The sequence below is a fragment of the Burkholderia sp. AW49-1 genome, from assembly GCF_053427845.1.
The window spans coordinates 87651-102732 of record NZ_JBSAXF010000012.1; the positions used below are offsets into that span (position 1 = coordinate 87651).

At 64.8% G+C, this 15082-nt stretch carries 13 protein-coding genes; 4 read left to right on the forward strand and 9 right to left on the reverse strand.

Annotated elements, in window-relative coordinates; translation table 11 throughout:
- Nucleotides 1-128: 128 nt before the first annotated feature.
- The 4 genes from moaC to ACV22W_RS19520 all read left to right on the forward strand — a co-directional run bounded on the left by moaC (nucleotide 129) and on the right by ACV22W_RS19520 (nucleotide 5659).
- Complete coding sequence (moaC, locus tag ACV22W_RS19505) at nucleotides 129-617, forward strand: cyclic pyranopterin monophosphate synthase MoaC (protein ID WP_448021108.1); 489 nt, start codon at nucleotides 129-131, stop codon at nucleotides 615-617.
- A 216-nt stretch (nucleotides 618-833) separates the two neighbouring features.
- Nucleotides 834-3521 carry a type VI secretion system Vgr family protein gene (locus ACV22W_RS19510; protein WP_448021109.1) on the forward strand — a complete coding sequence of 896 codons (2688 nt, stop codon included), beginning with the start codon at nucleotides 834-836 and terminating at the stop codon, nucleotides 3519-3521.
- The gene (locus ACV22W_RS19515) at nucleotides 3514-4422 is read left to right on the forward strand and encodes a hypothetical protein (RefSeq protein WP_448021110.1); all 909 of its coding nucleotides are present in this window, start codon (nucleotides 3514-3516) and stop codon (nucleotides 4420-4422) included. Before ACV22W_RS19510 ends, ACV22W_RS19515 begins: the two co-directional genes overlap by 8 nt.
- A 76-nt stretch (nucleotides 4423-4498) precedes the next feature.
- Nucleotides 4499-5659 carry a WD40/YVTN/BNR-like repeat-containing protein gene (locus tag ACV22W_RS19520; RefSeq protein WP_448021241.1) on the forward strand — a complete coding sequence of 387 codons (1161 nt, stop codon included), beginning with the start codon at nucleotides 4499-4501 and terminating at the stop codon, nucleotides 5657-5659.
- 130 nt (nucleotides 5660-5789) lie between these two features.
- Here ACV22W_RS19520 and ACV22W_RS19525 read toward each other — a convergent pair whose 3' ends face one another.
- The 9 genes from ACV22W_RS19525 to recA all read right to left on the reverse strand — a co-directional run bounded on the left by ACV22W_RS19525 (nucleotide 5790) and on the right by recA (nucleotide 14922).
- Entirely contained in the window at nucleotides 5790-6140 is a 351-nt protein-coding gene (locus ACV22W_RS19525; protein WP_448021112.1) for a TonB family protein, read from the reverse strand.
- Nucleotides 6141-6550: 410 nt separating this feature from the next.
- On the reverse strand, nucleotides 6551-8329 hold the full coding sequence (locus ACV22W_RS19530) for a PglL family O-oligosaccharyltransferase (RefSeq protein ID WP_448021113.1): 1779 nt from the start codon (nucleotides 8327-8329) through the stop codon (nucleotides 6551-6553).
- Nucleotides 8330-8485: 156 nt separating this feature from the next.
- On the reverse strand, nucleotides 8486-9082 hold the full coding sequence (locus ACV22W_RS19535) for a pilin (protein WP_448021114.1): 597 nt from the start codon (nucleotides 9080-9082) through the stop codon (nucleotides 8486-8488).
- A 97-nt stretch (nucleotides 9083-9179) separates the two neighbouring features.
- Nucleotides 9180-9884, reverse strand: a complete 705-nt coding sequence (locus ACV22W_RS19540; RefSeq protein ID WP_448021116.1) for a TerC family protein — start codon at nucleotides 9882-9884, stop codon at nucleotides 9180-9182.
- A gap of 159 nt (nucleotides 9885-10043) precedes the next feature.
- Nucleotides 10044-10925, reverse strand: a complete 882-nt coding sequence (sucD, locus tag ACV22W_RS19545; protein WP_010090788.1) for a succinate--CoA ligase subunit alpha — start codon at nucleotides 10923-10925, stop codon at nucleotides 10044-10046.
- A gap of 64 nt (nucleotides 10926-10989) precedes the next feature.
- Nucleotides 10990-12156: an ADP-forming succinate--CoA ligase subunit beta gene (gene sucC / locus ACV22W_RS19550; protein WP_059528034.1), complete on the reverse strand. Its 1167-nt coding sequence runs from the start codon at nucleotides 12154-12156 to the stop codon at nucleotides 10990-10992.
- A gap of 68 nt (nucleotides 12157-12224) precedes the next feature.
- Nucleotides 12225-12833 (reverse strand): DUF2889 domain-containing protein, encoded by a 609-nt coding sequence (locus tag ACV22W_RS19555; RefSeq protein ID WP_059528036.1) that lies wholly within the window; start codon nucleotides 12831-12833, stop codon nucleotides 12225-12227.
- Nucleotides 12834-12979: 146 nt separating this feature from the next.
- Nucleotides 12980-13849: a recombination regulator RecX gene (gene recX, locus ACV22W_RS19560; protein ID WP_448021117.1), complete on the reverse strand. Its 870-nt coding sequence runs from the start codon at nucleotides 13847-13849 to the stop codon at nucleotides 12980-12982.
- Nucleotides 13849-14922 (reverse strand): recombinase RecA, encoded by a 1074-nt coding sequence (gene recA / locus ACV22W_RS19565; protein WP_059465716.1) that lies wholly within the window; start codon nucleotides 14920-14922, stop codon nucleotides 13849-13851. The genes recX and recA overlap by 1 nt, the downstream gene beginning before the upstream one ends.
- Nucleotides 14923-15082: the final 160 nt, after the last annotated feature.

Below are 15082 nucleotides of genomic sequence, written 5' to 3' on the forward strand. Positions count from 1 at the left end.
ATGATAGGCGCCCGTTGAAACGTTGGATCGGACCGGGGTGCGGATATGGGATTCGGCGCCCCCGGCCGATCGCGAAGCCGGATCGAGGGGCGTGCTCGCGCGCGCACCCCGTTCCACTGGAGCAAGACATGTCAGGACTCACCCATTTCGACGCCGCGGGCCACGCACACATGGTCGACGTCGGCGGCAAAGAGGAAACGCAACGCATCGCGATCGCGCGCGGCACGATCCGGATGCTGCCGGCGACGTTCGCGCTGATCCGCGACGGCAAGGCGAAGAAAGGCGACGTGCTCGGCGTCGCGCGCATCGCCGCGATCCAGGGCGCGAAGCGCACCGCCGAGCTCATTCCGCTGTGTCACCCGCTCGCGCTGACGCGCGTGGCCGTCGACTTCGAACTCGACGACACGCTGCCGGGCGTGCACTGCGTCGCGCAGGTCGAGACGTTCGGGCGCACCGGCGTCGAGATGGAAGCGCTGACTGCCGTGCAGGTCGGGCTGTTGACCGTGTACGACATGTGCAAGGCGGTGGATCGCGGGATGGTGATCACCGACGTGAGCGTCAGGGAGAAACGCGGCGGGAAGTCGGGGGACTGGAAGGCGGAGGACACGGCGGGCTGAGCGGCCCAGGGGCGGTCGGTCGGGCCCGGTACGACCCACGCCCGACCGTCGTTCGACTGCATGACGTGCGCGGCCTCCCCTGTCAGGCCAACGCGCTGACCATATTTGAAATATCGTTGAAAGGCAAATTCGAGATAGCTGCCGTTTATCTCATACAATTACCGGATTCCGCACGGGAGAGCGTGCGACCCAGCACAAAAAAAGCGAGCACGGGTGATGAATTCGCAAGCATTGAGAAACGCGCTGCAGGCCGGGCCGATCCAGGACGAACGACTCGTCAAGCTGGAGACGCCGCTCGGCCGTGACGTCCTGCTGCCCCATCGCGTCAACGGACGATCGCGGCTCGGGCGTCATTTCGAGTTCACCGTCGACGCCGTGTCGGTGTCCGACGATATCGAGCTCAAGAAGCTGATCGCGCAGCCCGTCACGCTGCGGATCCAGCAGGCCGACAAGTCGTACGCGCCGCACCACGGGTATGTGCACGCGGCCCGCCGGCTCGGGTCGGACAGCGGCCTCACGCACTACCAGATCGTCTTCGCGTCGTTCCTGCACTTCCTGAAGTTCCGCCGCGACCAGCGCATCTGGCAGGACAAACCCGCCGACGAGATCATCGCCGACGTCCTGAACCAGCACCCGCAAGCCAAGGGCTGCTTCGACTTCAGGCTCCGCCGGCCGCTGCCGTCGCGCTCGTTCTGCATGCAATACGAGGACGACTGGAACTTCGTGCACCGCCTGCTGGAATCGGAAGGCCTGTACGGTTTCTGGGAGCAGGCGCAAGACGGCAAGTCGCACAGGCTCGTCGTCGTCGACACGATCGACGCGCTGCCCGCGCTGTCGCCGCAAACCCTGCGCTTTCATCACGCCGGCGCACGCGACGAGGCCGACACGCTCGTCCAGTTCTCCGGCACGCGCACGCTGCGCAGCGTCGAGCGCACGACGCGCACGTTCGACTACAAACAGCCGCCCACTGCGTCGAATCCGAAGGCAACCCACACGCCGACAATCGCGAACCAGGGCGACCTGCCGCAGCAGCTCGAAGTCTACGAATACACCGGCGCCTACACGTACCCCGAACAGTCTCGCGGCGACCAATTGTCGAAGATCTGGATGGAGGAGCAGGAGTCGCTTGCGAAGCGCTTTCACGGCATCGGCGGCGTCCGGCGCATGGACTCGGGACGCACGTTCGAGCTCGCCGATCACCCCGAACACGACAAGGACGATGCCGGCCAGCGCCGCTTCGCCGTGATCGAGACGGTCTGGCGCATCGCCAACAACCTGCCCGTCGGCGATCGACAGGCCAGGTTCCCGCATAGCCTGCAGACCGAAATCGACGATCTCGTGCGGGCCGGCGGCGCGGACCTGCCGCACGTCCGGCATCCGGACGGCAGCGAGGGCATTTTCCAGGTCAGCATCGAAGCGCAGCGCACCACGGTGCCGTTCCGCAGCCCGTTCGAGCATCCGAAGCCGCCGATGCATCTGCAATCGGCGATCGTCGTCGCGCCGCAAGGCGAGGAAGTCCATACCGACGAACTCAACCGCATCAAGGTCCGCTTCCACTGGGATCGTCTCAACGACGGCGACGAGAAGGCCTCGTGCTGGCTGCGCGCCGCCGCGTCGGATTCGGGCAATGGCTATGGCGCCGTTCACCCCCATCGCAGCGGCGAGGAAGTGCTGGTCGATTTCCTCGGCGGCGACTGCGATCGGCCGATCGTCGTCGGAAAGCTGTACAACGGCGCGACCCGTCCGCAATGGCACAGCAACGGGATCCTGTCCGGATACCGGTCCAGGGAATATTCAGGCGCGGGCTTCAACCAGCTGGTGCTCGACGACGCGACGTCGCAGAACCGCGTGCACCTGTACAGCAGCCAGGCAAACACGCACCTGCACCTGGGCTATCTGATCGACCATACGGGCAACGACCGCGGCAGCTATCTCGGCAGCGGCTTCGACTTGCGCTCCGACGCATTCGGCGCGGTTCGCGCGAACCGCGGCCTGTACGTCACGACGCATCCGAAACAGCCGGCGAGCCAGCCGCTCGACGTGAAGGAAACGCAAGAGCAGCTCGTCAGGGCGGAAGGCCTGATGGAAGCGATGTCGGAGGTCAGCGCGCAGCATCAGGGCGAGTCGCTCGACGCCGGCCACTCGGCGCTGAAGCAGTTCAGCGACGCGACGCAGAACAGCGTGAGCGGCAACGCGTCGGGCGGGCGAACCGGCGGCGGCGGAACCGGCAGCGCCAATGCGTTCAAGGAACCCGTGATGCTGTTCGGCAGCCCGGCCGGCATCGCGCTGTCGACGCAGCAATCCGTGCAGTTCGCCGCGGACCGGCACGTCAACCTCGTCAGCGGACAAAGCACGCACGTCGCTGCCGGGAAGTCGCTGATCGCGAGCGTCCTCGACCGGATCAGCCTGTTCGCGCAGAACGCAGGCATGAAGCTGTTCGCCGGCAAGGGCAAGGTGGAAATCCAGGCGCACGCGGACAACATCGAACTGACTGCGCAGAAGGCGCTGAAACTGGTGGCGGCCACGCAGTCGATCGAAGGCGCGGCGGCGAAGGAAATCCTGCTGACGTCCGGCGGCGCCTACATCCGCATCGCGGACGGCAACATCGAGGTGCACGCACCCGGCAAGATCGACATCAAGGGCGCGCAGCACGTGTTCGACGGCCCCACGCACCTGTCGCAAACCCTGCCGACGTTGCCGAACTCGAGCGGCAACTACGACCAGGCGTTCATCGCGCACTGGGCCGGCACCGACATTCCGGTCGCGAACACCCGATACCAGATGTTCTCGAACGGCGCGCTGATCTCGGAAGGCGTCACCAACGCGGCAGGCGAGACGGGGCTCACGCAGAGCCACGTGCCGCATGACGTCATCGTCAAGTTCTTAGGGAAATCGAATGGCTGACGTTCAACAGAAGGACAACGTGCTGGGTACCGGCGCGGGGATGCTGACGCCGACGGGGTACAAGGATCGGCCGAAGGTGCAGATCAACGTCTGCGACATGCATGTGACGCCGGCGGCAGATTCCATTATCGGAACTTGTCCGTACTACTACCGGCCTCTTCATGGCGAGTACTGGGAAACGGTTGAAAAAGTCAGCATGTCGAGTGCATGGGCGACCGTCAAGAAATTCGCCACATCATGGGATCCGTGGAAAGACACGAAAGTCGCCCGTGAGCTGCTGCATCGGCGGGAGAGGCTGATAGAAGTCGAAAGCACCGATTCCGATTGGTCACGCCATGGCAATTTCATGATGCGCCATATCGGATGCGGGCATAAGCCGCCGGGATACTACGTCAGCTACGGTTACTACTACTGCTCCAATTACGGAAAATACCTGCTTCCGGAATTGAGCGACAAAGGCAAGGCGTGGCTGGCAAGCGCACGCTGGTTCCTGCAGCATTATCTGGAACAGGGTTTGCAGCAGAATATGCGCGGCGACACCATTGCCATCAGGGGCAAGAAGCCGAACAGCGGTACGTGCACGATGAACGTACCGCAGTACTCGCTTGAACTGGACGACTACAATTTCAAGACATACGCGTTCAAGACCCATCCTCTCGCCTATCTCGACGGCGGTCTGGCCGGGCTCGGGCCGTCCGATATGTTCCATATCCTGAAGCAACCCAACATTCAAGAATGGGGCGATCTCAGAACGTTCTACCAGGCATTCGACAGTGGAGTCGGCGTGGGCAAACAGTACATCGACAATACCGTGGAATTCGCAAAAAAAGGACGTGACGCCGTCAACGAAAATGTCGTCGACCCTGTTGCAAAGGCACTCGAAAAATTGATGTCGAAATGAAATGACGAGAAAATTCCTGAAGCTGTCGCTGGGTGCGGCAGTCATGCTCATTGTTTTGATCGTCGGGTACTCATATATGTCGAATGACTGGCAGGTCGTTTCCAACAATTTCATGAAGAACAGCACGCCCTACGGCGCAGGCGACTTCGTGATATCGGGAAACGATGCGATCACGTTGAAAATCAGCGATCCGGAGATTACCTTCAAGCCGTACGCGGAATGGAAAGACAAGGAAAAGGCCGAGCCGGCCGAAGCCTGGATGAACGACAGTCGCGAAACGCTGAACCGGACGTCGGTTGAATTCTGGCGTGGCCCGGTGAACGGTGACATGACGCGCCATTTCAAGCAGGTGGGCCAGAACGCCGCCTGGTGGCACGCCAAGGACTGGTCGGTCGAATTCATCAGCACCGGCTGGATGGACTACAAGTCGCCTCAGCCTGCCGACGGTCTGACGCCGCAAGTGACCAAGCTCTGGAAGTCGTCCAACGGCGGACGCGACTGGCTCCAACTCGCGTGGCCCGAAGATCGGAACATCGGTCGCCTGCTGTTTCTCGATCCGCAGCGCGGCTATGCGATCGGCTGGGGCCCGCACGTGTGGCGCACGTCCGACGGCGGCCAATCGTGGCGGGAAATCGAACTGCCGCCGAGTGCCTCGGAGGCCGACAAACCTCGCCGGACCTTTGACGCCATCGACCTCGGCCCAGACGGTACCTTGCGCGTGGCGTACTACGTCAAGAAGTCCGAGCACGCTTCCGCCGGAAGCGTCGTCTATCGGCTCGGTTGGGAGGAATCCAAGTTCGCCCTGGATACCGTCTTGCCTGAACAGGTGATCGTCAGCCTATCGTCGTCACCGGTCGCGTCGAATCACTATGCGCTTTACGCACTGTCGCGCCTCGGCGAACCGCGCGACTTCCATCATCCCGACGACAAGGGACAACGTGTCGGCGCCATTTCGACCTGGACGAACAACGCACCCGAGCAGATTCGCCAGTTGCATTCGTTTGACGACACGCTGACGCTCGATAGTCTGAGCGTCGGTCGAGACGGATTACTGCTCGTCTACGCAACCGACCCAAGCCGCAACGGCGCGCCGCTCGATCTCACGTTCGTCAGCAGCGACGCGGGAAAGACCTGGAACGTGAGCAAGGAGAAGGCGGCTCAGGGCGGATATTTCAACGCCCAAACGAATACGCTGTATTCGCTGGTCGCCTATACGCTCAAGAAACGGCAATTCTGACCGCACGCCGGGCGCCTCGATGGCTGGCCCTCGCTGCGGCCGCTCGATCGTCAAGATCGCGAACCGCAGCGACCTGTCTCGCGCACGACGGCCTTGGTCGCATACACATCACCGGCCCCGGTGCCGCCCGTCACTCACCGCGACGCGGCTCGAACACGAACGGTTGTGTCAGCAAGAACGGATTCGCGGTCGCGCCCGTCTGCGTACAGGTGGCGTGCGTCATCGCTTCGACTGCCGCGCGATCCGCGGCCGTGTTGCGACTACTCGTCGTGATCGTGACGTTCTGCGCTTCGCCCGACGTCGTCATCAGCGCGCGCACGAGCACGGTGACGGGGCGCGTGAGCGGCTTCGCGCTATCCGGATAGACGGCATGCGGAATGTGGCACGTCAGCTTGCTGTCCTGCGACGACGACATCATCGCGCAGCCGGAAAACAGCATGGCGACAGCGGGCAGGATCAGGTAGGTCGAGCGAATAGTCATGGTCGAATATCGTTCTTCAACACTGTTCTGGAGGAGCGCCGCACGCCGGCCGGTTTCGTCCGGGCTGCACCGCATTGCGCCGCAGCCCTCGGACCGGCGCCCCGTGACGGCCGCGCGACCGAAGGCTGACCGATCGCGATCCTGCTTGGCGGTTCCCGGAGATCCGGGCGCTGCGCTCGCGCCGGGCGGCCCACACCGGGCGACCTTGCATGCGAACGCTTTCGCGCATTGTGCACGTGCCGCCTCGCGTATGGCGGCGATTTGACAATGATTGACGCGAATCGCGCCGGATTCGGCGGCCATCCATTCTCCGTGCGAAGCAATCGCCGCACCGTCCCGGGCCGCCGCCGCTCGCCTGCCTCACCGCGATCCGACCAGCACCGGGATTCCCCGCCCGGCGCCGCGCGGCGTCACTCGGAATCGTCATCCGAGTCGTCGTCGTCCGCGTTGGCCGGGACTTCCCCGTACTTCGCGACGACGGCCGCCTTGAACGCTTTCAGCTCCGGCTGCTGATCGCAGAGCTTGTACAGCGACGCGAGTTGCTGCGGCCAATCCTTCAACTCCTTCGCGAACACATGCAGGCGCGAGACCGTATCGAGCGCGTCGGCTTCGCGACCGGCCAGCGCCTGCAGCACCGCATAGCGGCGCAGCACCGTCTCGCCGGGCAGCAGCGCGATCGCGCGCTCATGCGCGACGAGCTTGAGCGGCAGGTTGTCCGGCGAAATCGCCAGCAGCGTGGCCGCCCCGTAGTCGCCCCACGCGCCGAACAGCAGCGACGGCGCATCGCGGTACTGTGCGGCCGGATCGCTACCGTAATACAGCACTTCCGCGCGCTGGTAGTCGCGCAGCACGGGCACCGCCGCCAGCACGCCGCCGAACGACAGCACCGCGAACAGCCCGAACGCCGCGCGGCCCGGCAGGATGCGCAGCGGCTTCACCTCGAGCAGGCCGATCACGAACATCGCCGGCAGCAGGAAGAACATGTACTGCTGCGGATATTCGACGAGCGCATGCATCAACAGGATGCCGATCAGCGCGAGGCCGAACACGCGCGTGCTCGACTGCGGCGCGCGCACGGCGCGCACGAACCACGTCACGAGCGCGACGACGAGCACGCCGAGACCGACGAGGCCGGACTTCGCGAGCAGGTCGATGAAGATGTCGTGCGAGTTGTTCGCGATTTCGACACCGCCGAGCGTGCGCACGAGCGCGAACTGGTGCGACGGGAACTCGCCCCAGCCGACGCCGAGCACCGGATGCTCGCGGAACATCGCGAGCCCGTACTTCCACAGCGCGAGGCGCGGCGCGATCTGCCCCGCGTCGCGCATCCGGTCGGCCGCCGACTCGGCGAGCCCCAGATGGAAATGCACGTTGGCCCAGCGCACCGCGACGTTTACCGCGACGAAGGCCACCGCGAGCGCGACCGGGATCACCCACGCGCGGCGATTGCCCGGTGCGCGGCGTGATTCGAGCCACGCCATCCAGAAGCCCGCGACGACCAGCACGGCGACCTGCAGCCACGGGCCGCGCGACACCGTCAGCGCGAGCCCGACCGACAGCACGATCGACAGCGCGAGCCACGCCCATATCGCGAGCCGGCGCGTTTGCACGAGATACAACGCGCCCGCGAGCGCGAACGCAATGTAGGTCGCCAGGTGGTTCGCCTGCGCCATGTTGCCGTACGGACGGCGATCGACCGCGATGTTGTACACCACGACGAACGGCGACACCGCGGATTCGAGATGGAACAACTGCACGACCTGGCTCGCGACCGCGAGCATCCCGCCGAGCAGCAGCGCGCCGGACATCATTCGCGCGGCGGCTTCGGCGAGCCCCTCGCGCGCGAGCGTGTAGCCAGCCTGCATCGCGACCAGCGCGGCGGCCAGATAGCCGACCGCCAGCCAGTTCATCGACGGCACCTTCAGCGGCATGAGCGCGACCTGCGCGATCAGCACCGCCGCGAAACCGAGCGGCGCGACGAACGCGGCCGGCGCGGCGAACGGCTCCGCCGGGCGGCCCGTGCGTGCAAGCAGCACGACGGAGAGCCCCACCAGCAGATACAGCACCAGCGCTGCAAACTCGGAATAGAAGGTCGGGATCGGATAAGTGTGATTCGTGATCGAATACGGCACGATCAGGGCGACAGCCAGCGCAACGAGCGGCAACGAACGGGAAAAAGTAGAAGGCATGAGCGAACCGGATGTCAGCAACCGGCGCACTATACAAAACTTTCCCCCCTCTGTGCGGGCCCGTCGTGCCATCACTCATGCCTTGGAGCGGGCGCAGCCGGCCGGCGGGCGCCGCGCCACGCACGCGGCCACGGACTTGCCGGCATGCCCCCGGCACTACGCGCGGCACTCCGCCGGCGCATATTGCGCGGGCAACGTCGCGGCTTCCGCCGGCAATGGGCCCGCACCCGGCGCCGGGAGCGACGACGCAGACTTGCCGGCGGCAAAACACTCCCACGCGATCGCACCCGCCTGCATCGCGCCCTTTTTCAACGGCACGCGCGCGGTCGGTGTGTCGGCCTTGTCCGGGGCGGACGGCACCAGGACGAGCGTATTTGCGCCGGCCGCTGCGACGCGGGGGGTGAACGTCACCGTGATCTGGCCGGTGTCACCGTCGATGGCGACGGATTCGACGTTGCGGGTGGCAGCCGGCGGGCTGTAGCCGCCGTCGAGACCCGCGCCGCTCGCGGCGTTGTCGGCAACCGCGAGCCGCGCGGACGATGCGAGCGCGAGGCCCTCGCCGACACGCGACCGAGCGAGGTAATCCTGGTATGCGGGAATCGCATAGGCCGCGATCACGCCGACGATCGCGAGCACGATCATCAGCTCGATCAGCGTGAAGCCGGCCGGCCGCCAGCGCGGCACCGGCCGGCTCGCGCGCCGCAGATCGGCGGCGATGCGACGGAACAGGGAAACGGAAAAGGCTTCGAACATGACTGGCTCCGGAAACGAAAAACGCCTGCCGAATCAGGCAGGCGTTTCGATCGTAGCCAGCGGGCCGCGGCCCCGGCAGTCGGCCGGACGGCTAACGTCAATGCGCGTGCGCGGCGCTGCGCCGGCGCCGGAGCGTAAAACCGGCGACGACGACGAACAGCGCGCCCGCGATGCTCGCGCCGTAGATCGCCGCCGGCGTATCGAGCACCGGCCAGCGGTCGCCGACCGGGTCGTGCACCATCAGCCCGCCGGCGATCCAGCCCAGCAGCCCGGCGCCAAGCGCCACGACGATCGGAAACCGATCGAGCAGCTTCAGCACCAGCGTGCTGCCCCACACGATGATCGGCACGCTGACGACGAGCCCGAAGATCACCAGTGCCAGCCGGTGCGACGGATCGGCCTGCTCGGCCGCGCCGGCGATCGCGATCACGTTGTCGAGGCTCATCACGGCGTCGGCGATCACGATCGTCTTCACCGCGTCCCACAGCCGGTCGGCCGGCTTCACGTTGTCGTGCGCGTCGGCGTCGGGTGCCATCAGCTTGACCCCGATCCACAACAACAGCAGGCCGCCGCCGAACTTCAGGAACGGCACGTCGAGCAGCACGACCGCGAACGCGATCAGCGCGACGCGCAGCAGGATCGCGCCGGCGGTGCCCCACACGACGCCGCGCAGCCGCTGGTTGGCCGGCAGGTTGCGGCACGCGAGCGCGATCACGACGGCGTTGTCGCCGCCGAGGAGGATGTCGATGATGACGATCTGAAACACGGCGCCCCAGTGGAGCGACGTCAGGAATTCAAGCATGAGCGGTATCGGGTGCGGGGCAACGGCTGGCGGACAGGCGCGCCGGGTGAACGCCGGGCCATGCATCGTGCATGCCCGGGGCTTACAAATTCATTGCGCGAGCATAACAAAAAAACGCCGGCAAGGCCGGCGTTTTTTGCAGGACGAACCACGCGGAAATTACAGCGCCTTCTTCAGCAGGCGGCCCATTTCCGACGGGTTGCGCGTGACGGTGATGCCGCACGCTTCCATGATTTCCAGCTTCGCTTCGGCCGTATCCGCACCGCCCGAGATCAGCGCGCCGGCGTGGCCCATGCGCTTGCCCGGAGGCGCCGTGACGCCAGCGATGAAGCCGACGACCGGCTTCTTCATGTTGTCCTTGATCCACTGAGCGGCGTTGGCTTCGTCCGGACCGCCGATTTCGCCGATCATCACGACCGCGTCCGTATCCGGATCGTCGTTGAACATCTTCATCACGTCGATGTGCTTCAGACCGTTGATCGGGTCGCCGCCGATACCGACTGCCGACGACTGGCCGAGGCCCAGTGCCGTCAGCTGAGCAACCGCTTCATACGTCAGCGTGCCCGAACGCGACACGACGCCGATGCGGCCCTTGCGGTGGATGTGACCCGGCATGATGCCGATCTTCAGTTCGTCCGGCGTGATCGTGCCAGGGCAGTTCGGCCCGAGCAGCAGCGTCTTGCGGCCTTCGCGACGCATGCGGTCCTTCACTTCGATCATGTCGCGCACGGGAATGCCTTCCGTGATGCAGATCGCGAGATCCAGGTCGGCTTCGACCGCTTCCCAGATCGCAGCGGCCGCGCCTGCCGGCGGAACGTAGATGACCGACACGGTCGCGCCGGTTTCTGCCTTCGCTTCCTTGACGCTCGCGTAGATCGGAATGCCTTCGAAGTCTTCGCCGGCCTTCTTCGGGTTCACGCCCGCGACGAATGCTTCGCGGCCGTTTGCATATTCACGGCAGGCGCGCGTATGGAACTGACCGGTTTTGCCGGTAATGCCCTGCGTGATGACCTTCGTGTCCTTGTTGATCAGAATCGACATGTATTTTGACCTCTGTTCGATTGGCGTCGCGTATCTGCCGCGCCGCCATGCGTATTCGATAGCGTTACTTGCCTTCGGCAGCCGCGACGACCTTCTGCGCAGCCTCTTCCATGCTGTCCGCCGAGATGATCGGCAGGCCCGAATCGGCCAGCATCTTCTTGCCGAGGTCCTCGTTCGTGCCCTTCATGCGCACGACGAGCGGCACGTTCAGGTTCACGGCCTTCGAACCGGCGATCACGCCTTCCGCGATCACGTCGCAGCGCATGATGCCGCCGAAGATGTTCACGAGGATCGCCTTCAGGTCCGGGTTCTTCAGCATCAGCTTGAACGCTTCGGTGACCTTCTCGGTCGTCGCGCCACCGCCGACGTCCAGGAAGTTCGCCGGCTCGCCGCCGAACAGCTTGATCGTGTCCATCGTCGCCATCGCGAGGCCTGCGCCGTTCACGAGACAGCCGATGTTGCCGTCGAGCGAGATGTACGCGAGGTCGAACTTCGACGCTTCGATTTCAGCCGGATCTTCTTCGTCCAGGTCGCGATACGCGACGATTTCCGGGTGGCGGAACAGCGCGTTCGAGTCGAAGTTGAACTTCGCGTCGAGTGCGATGACCTTGCCGTCGCCGGAGACGTTCAGCGGGTTGATTTCAGCCAGCGACGCGTCGGTTTCCCAGAATGCCTTGTACAGGCCCTGCAGGATGGCGCGCGCTTGCGGAATCGAAGCAGCCGGCACGCCGATCTTCGCGGCGAGGTCGTCGGCCTGCGCGTCGAGCAGGCCCGTCGACGGCTCGACGATGACCTTGTGGATCAGTTCCGGGTGCTTTTCGGCAACTTCTTCGATGTCCATGCCGCCTTCGCTCGAACCCATCAGAACGATCTTTTGCGACACGCGATCAACGACGAGGCTGACGTACAGTTCCTGCTTGATGTCGGCGCCTTCTTCGATCATCAGACGGTTGACCTTCTGGCCTTCCGGACCGGTCTGGTGCGTGACGAGCTGCATGCCGAGGATCTGGTTCGCGTATTCGCGGACCTGCTCGATCGACTTCGCCACCTTCACGCCGCCGCCCTTGCCACGGCCGCCCGCGTGAATCTGAGCCTTGACGACCCAAACCGGGCCGCCCAGCTCTTCTGCCACCTTGACGGCCTCTTCAACCGAGAACGCCGGCTTGCCGCGCGGTACCGCGACTCCGAATTTCCGCAGGATTTCCTTACCCTGGTACTCGTGAATCTTCATGCGTGATTCCCTTCAGTCTGAGAGTTGGATGAAATGTCGCTTAAGACGCTTCTTCGAATGATTTCCGTTCATTCCTTCGTGCTGCCCTCACCGGGCAAGTCCGGCCGGTTCGTGCCATACCAGCGCGGGTAGTACTGCCGCACGACCTCGCCGTCGAACCGCAATGCCCGGCAGCGGCCGAGCTGGAAAGGCGGTTCGGCGTGCTCGCCGTCATGGTCCGGCCCTTCGCCTCCCTCCTCGCGCACGTTCCATACGTCACCGGCGAACGCCTGGATCGCTGCCGTCGGCAGCACGGCGCACAGTTCGGTGAGATGGGAACAGCCGGCGACGCCGGCGAGCAGCCGGTTCGCGTTGCGGCGGAAATTGCGGAAGAGATTGAGCCCGATGAGGGCCCGGTAGGCGGGAGGGGCGGATTGACAGTGACCGGGATAGGGAACCCACTCCGAAGACGCTTCGGCGTCGACGACATTGAGGTCACGATCGATAGTCACGCGCAGCCAGAGTTCGTGGATCGGCAGGCCTTGGGGCCGGATGCCCGACGCAAGCGCGACATCGCGCGGCTTGTGGTCGGTCAGGCAGGCTTCGATGTCCCACAAGCCGTCGCCGCGCTCGTAGGCTTCCGCTCGGATTGCGCGTCGATGTCGCAACTGACGGGGCACGGGCTCGGATAGCGGCATGCTGGAGGTTGAGGCCGAAGAGGAAAACCCGTGGATTTTAGCATATTGGGTATTTGAGGCATCCGGCCGCGACGGCGGGTATTCCCGCCTGTCCGGAAACGGTTGCATTGCAGCAAAATCGCGCGCAGCGCGCGTGACCGAACCGGTCAGTCGTCGATCGGGAAATCGTCGCCGACCTTCAGCAACTTCACGATGGTCGAGCTCGAGAAGCCGCGCGCTGCAAGGAAGCGCGCCTGCTTCGCGCGCTCGGCGGGCGTTTGCGGCAGTGCACCGAATTTCTTGCGCCAGACGGCCTGCGCGCGTGCCCACTCGGTCTCGCGCAATTGCGCATTCACTTCCTCGACGAGACTGTCGCCGACCGCATGACGCTTCAGCTCGCTGACGATGCGCGCGACGCCGACGCGCGATGCGCGGCGATGCACGAGACTCTCGGCAAAGCGCGCGTCGGACAGCCAGCCCTCCTTTTCCAGTGCATCGAGCACCGGCTCGACGGATTCGTCCTCACCGACGTACGGTGCGAGCTTGCGCGCGAGTTCGGCCCGGCTGTACTCGCGCCTAGACAAATAGCCGAGCGCGCGGCCCTTCAGCGAACGCGGCGGTTTCGACGACTTGCGCTCGGCGGCACCGGATGCGTCACCTGAAGCAGTGCCGGCGGAACCGCCGGACGCACGGCGCGTGCGACGCGGATGCTGGCTACTGCGGGTATACACATCTTCCTTGACCGACGCAGACGCATCGGCCGCGTGCTCGCCCGGAAAGCTGACACCGGACACGCGACGGCGCGACCGATCGTGCGCGTCGAACGATTCGTCGTGGTCGAACGGATCGACCGGCGCGGTCATCTCAAACGAAACGAGGGCATCCTCGGATGCCCTCGTCGCGGTGCGGGTCGCGGCACGACTGCCCGCGCTCCGCCGGTTGGCCCCCGAGGATTCGGCTTGCCGGCCGGAGCGACCCGCCGTATCGGGCGCGTCGCTCGGTTCCGGTTCGCCAGCCTGACCTCGGCGCCCGACCATCACTCTTCTTCGTCCATCGCCTCGGCTTCGTCGAGCCCTGCACCATCCGGCATGGCGGCAACGCCGAGCGATTCGCGAATGCGGTTTTCGATCTCGCGCGCGATTTCCGGATTCTCGCGCAGGAATTCACGCGCGTTGTCCTTGCCCTGGCCGATCTTCTCGCCGTTGTAGCTGTACCAGGCGCCTGCCTTGTCGACGATTTTCGCCTGCACGCCGAGATCGATGATCTCGCCCTGACGCGAAATGCCTTCGCCGTACAGGATGTCGAAGATCGCTTCGCGGAACGGCGGCGACACCTTGTTCTTGACGACCTTCACGCGGGTTTCGTTGCCGATCACCTCGTCGTTCTTCTTGATCGAACCGATGCGGCGAATATCCAGACGCACCGACGAGTAGAACTTGAGCGCGTTGCCGCCCGTCGTGGTTTCCGGGTTGCCGAACATCACGCCGATCTTCATCCGGATCTGGTTGATGAAGATCACGAGGCAGTTCGTGCGCTTGATCGTGCCCGTCAGCTTGCGCAGTGCCTGCGACATCAGGCGAGCCTGCAGGCCCGGCAGCGAATCGCCCATTTCGCCTTCGATTTCGGCCTTCGGCACGAGCGCCGCGACCGAGTCGATGACGATCATGTCGATCGAACCCGAGCGCACCAGCGCGTCGGTGATTTCGAGCGCCTGCTCGCCGGTGTCCGGCTGCGAGATCAGCAGCTCCGGCACGTTCACGCCGAGCTTCGCCGCATATTGAACGTCGAGCGCGTGCTCGGCGTCGATGAAGGCTGCCGTGCCGCCCAGCTTCTGCAGTTCGGCGATGACCTGCAGCGTGAGCGTGGTTTTACCGGACGATTCCGGACCGTAGATCTCGACCACGCGGCCGCGCGGCAGGCCGCCGACGCCGAGCGCGATATCGAGACCCAGCGAGCCCGTGGAGACGACCTGGATGTCTTCGGCCGCTTCGCCGTCGCCCATCCGCATGATCGATCCCTTGCCGAACTGCTTCTCGATCTGCGCGAGTGCGGCCGCCAGCGCCTTGCTCTTCTCGGCGGTCATCCCGGAGCCCTTCTTGCTATCTTCCATGAATCGTCCTTTGCTATGATGAGCAGCGTCTGTCAGAGGCGCGCCCGCTTTCAAGCGCTGCCCACGAATGCAGACACTGTATAAAAAAACAGTGTTTTATGCAAGCCCGCAATGCAGGCTGCGTTGTACACGGATAACTTCGGAGACAGCCGCGCCGGCG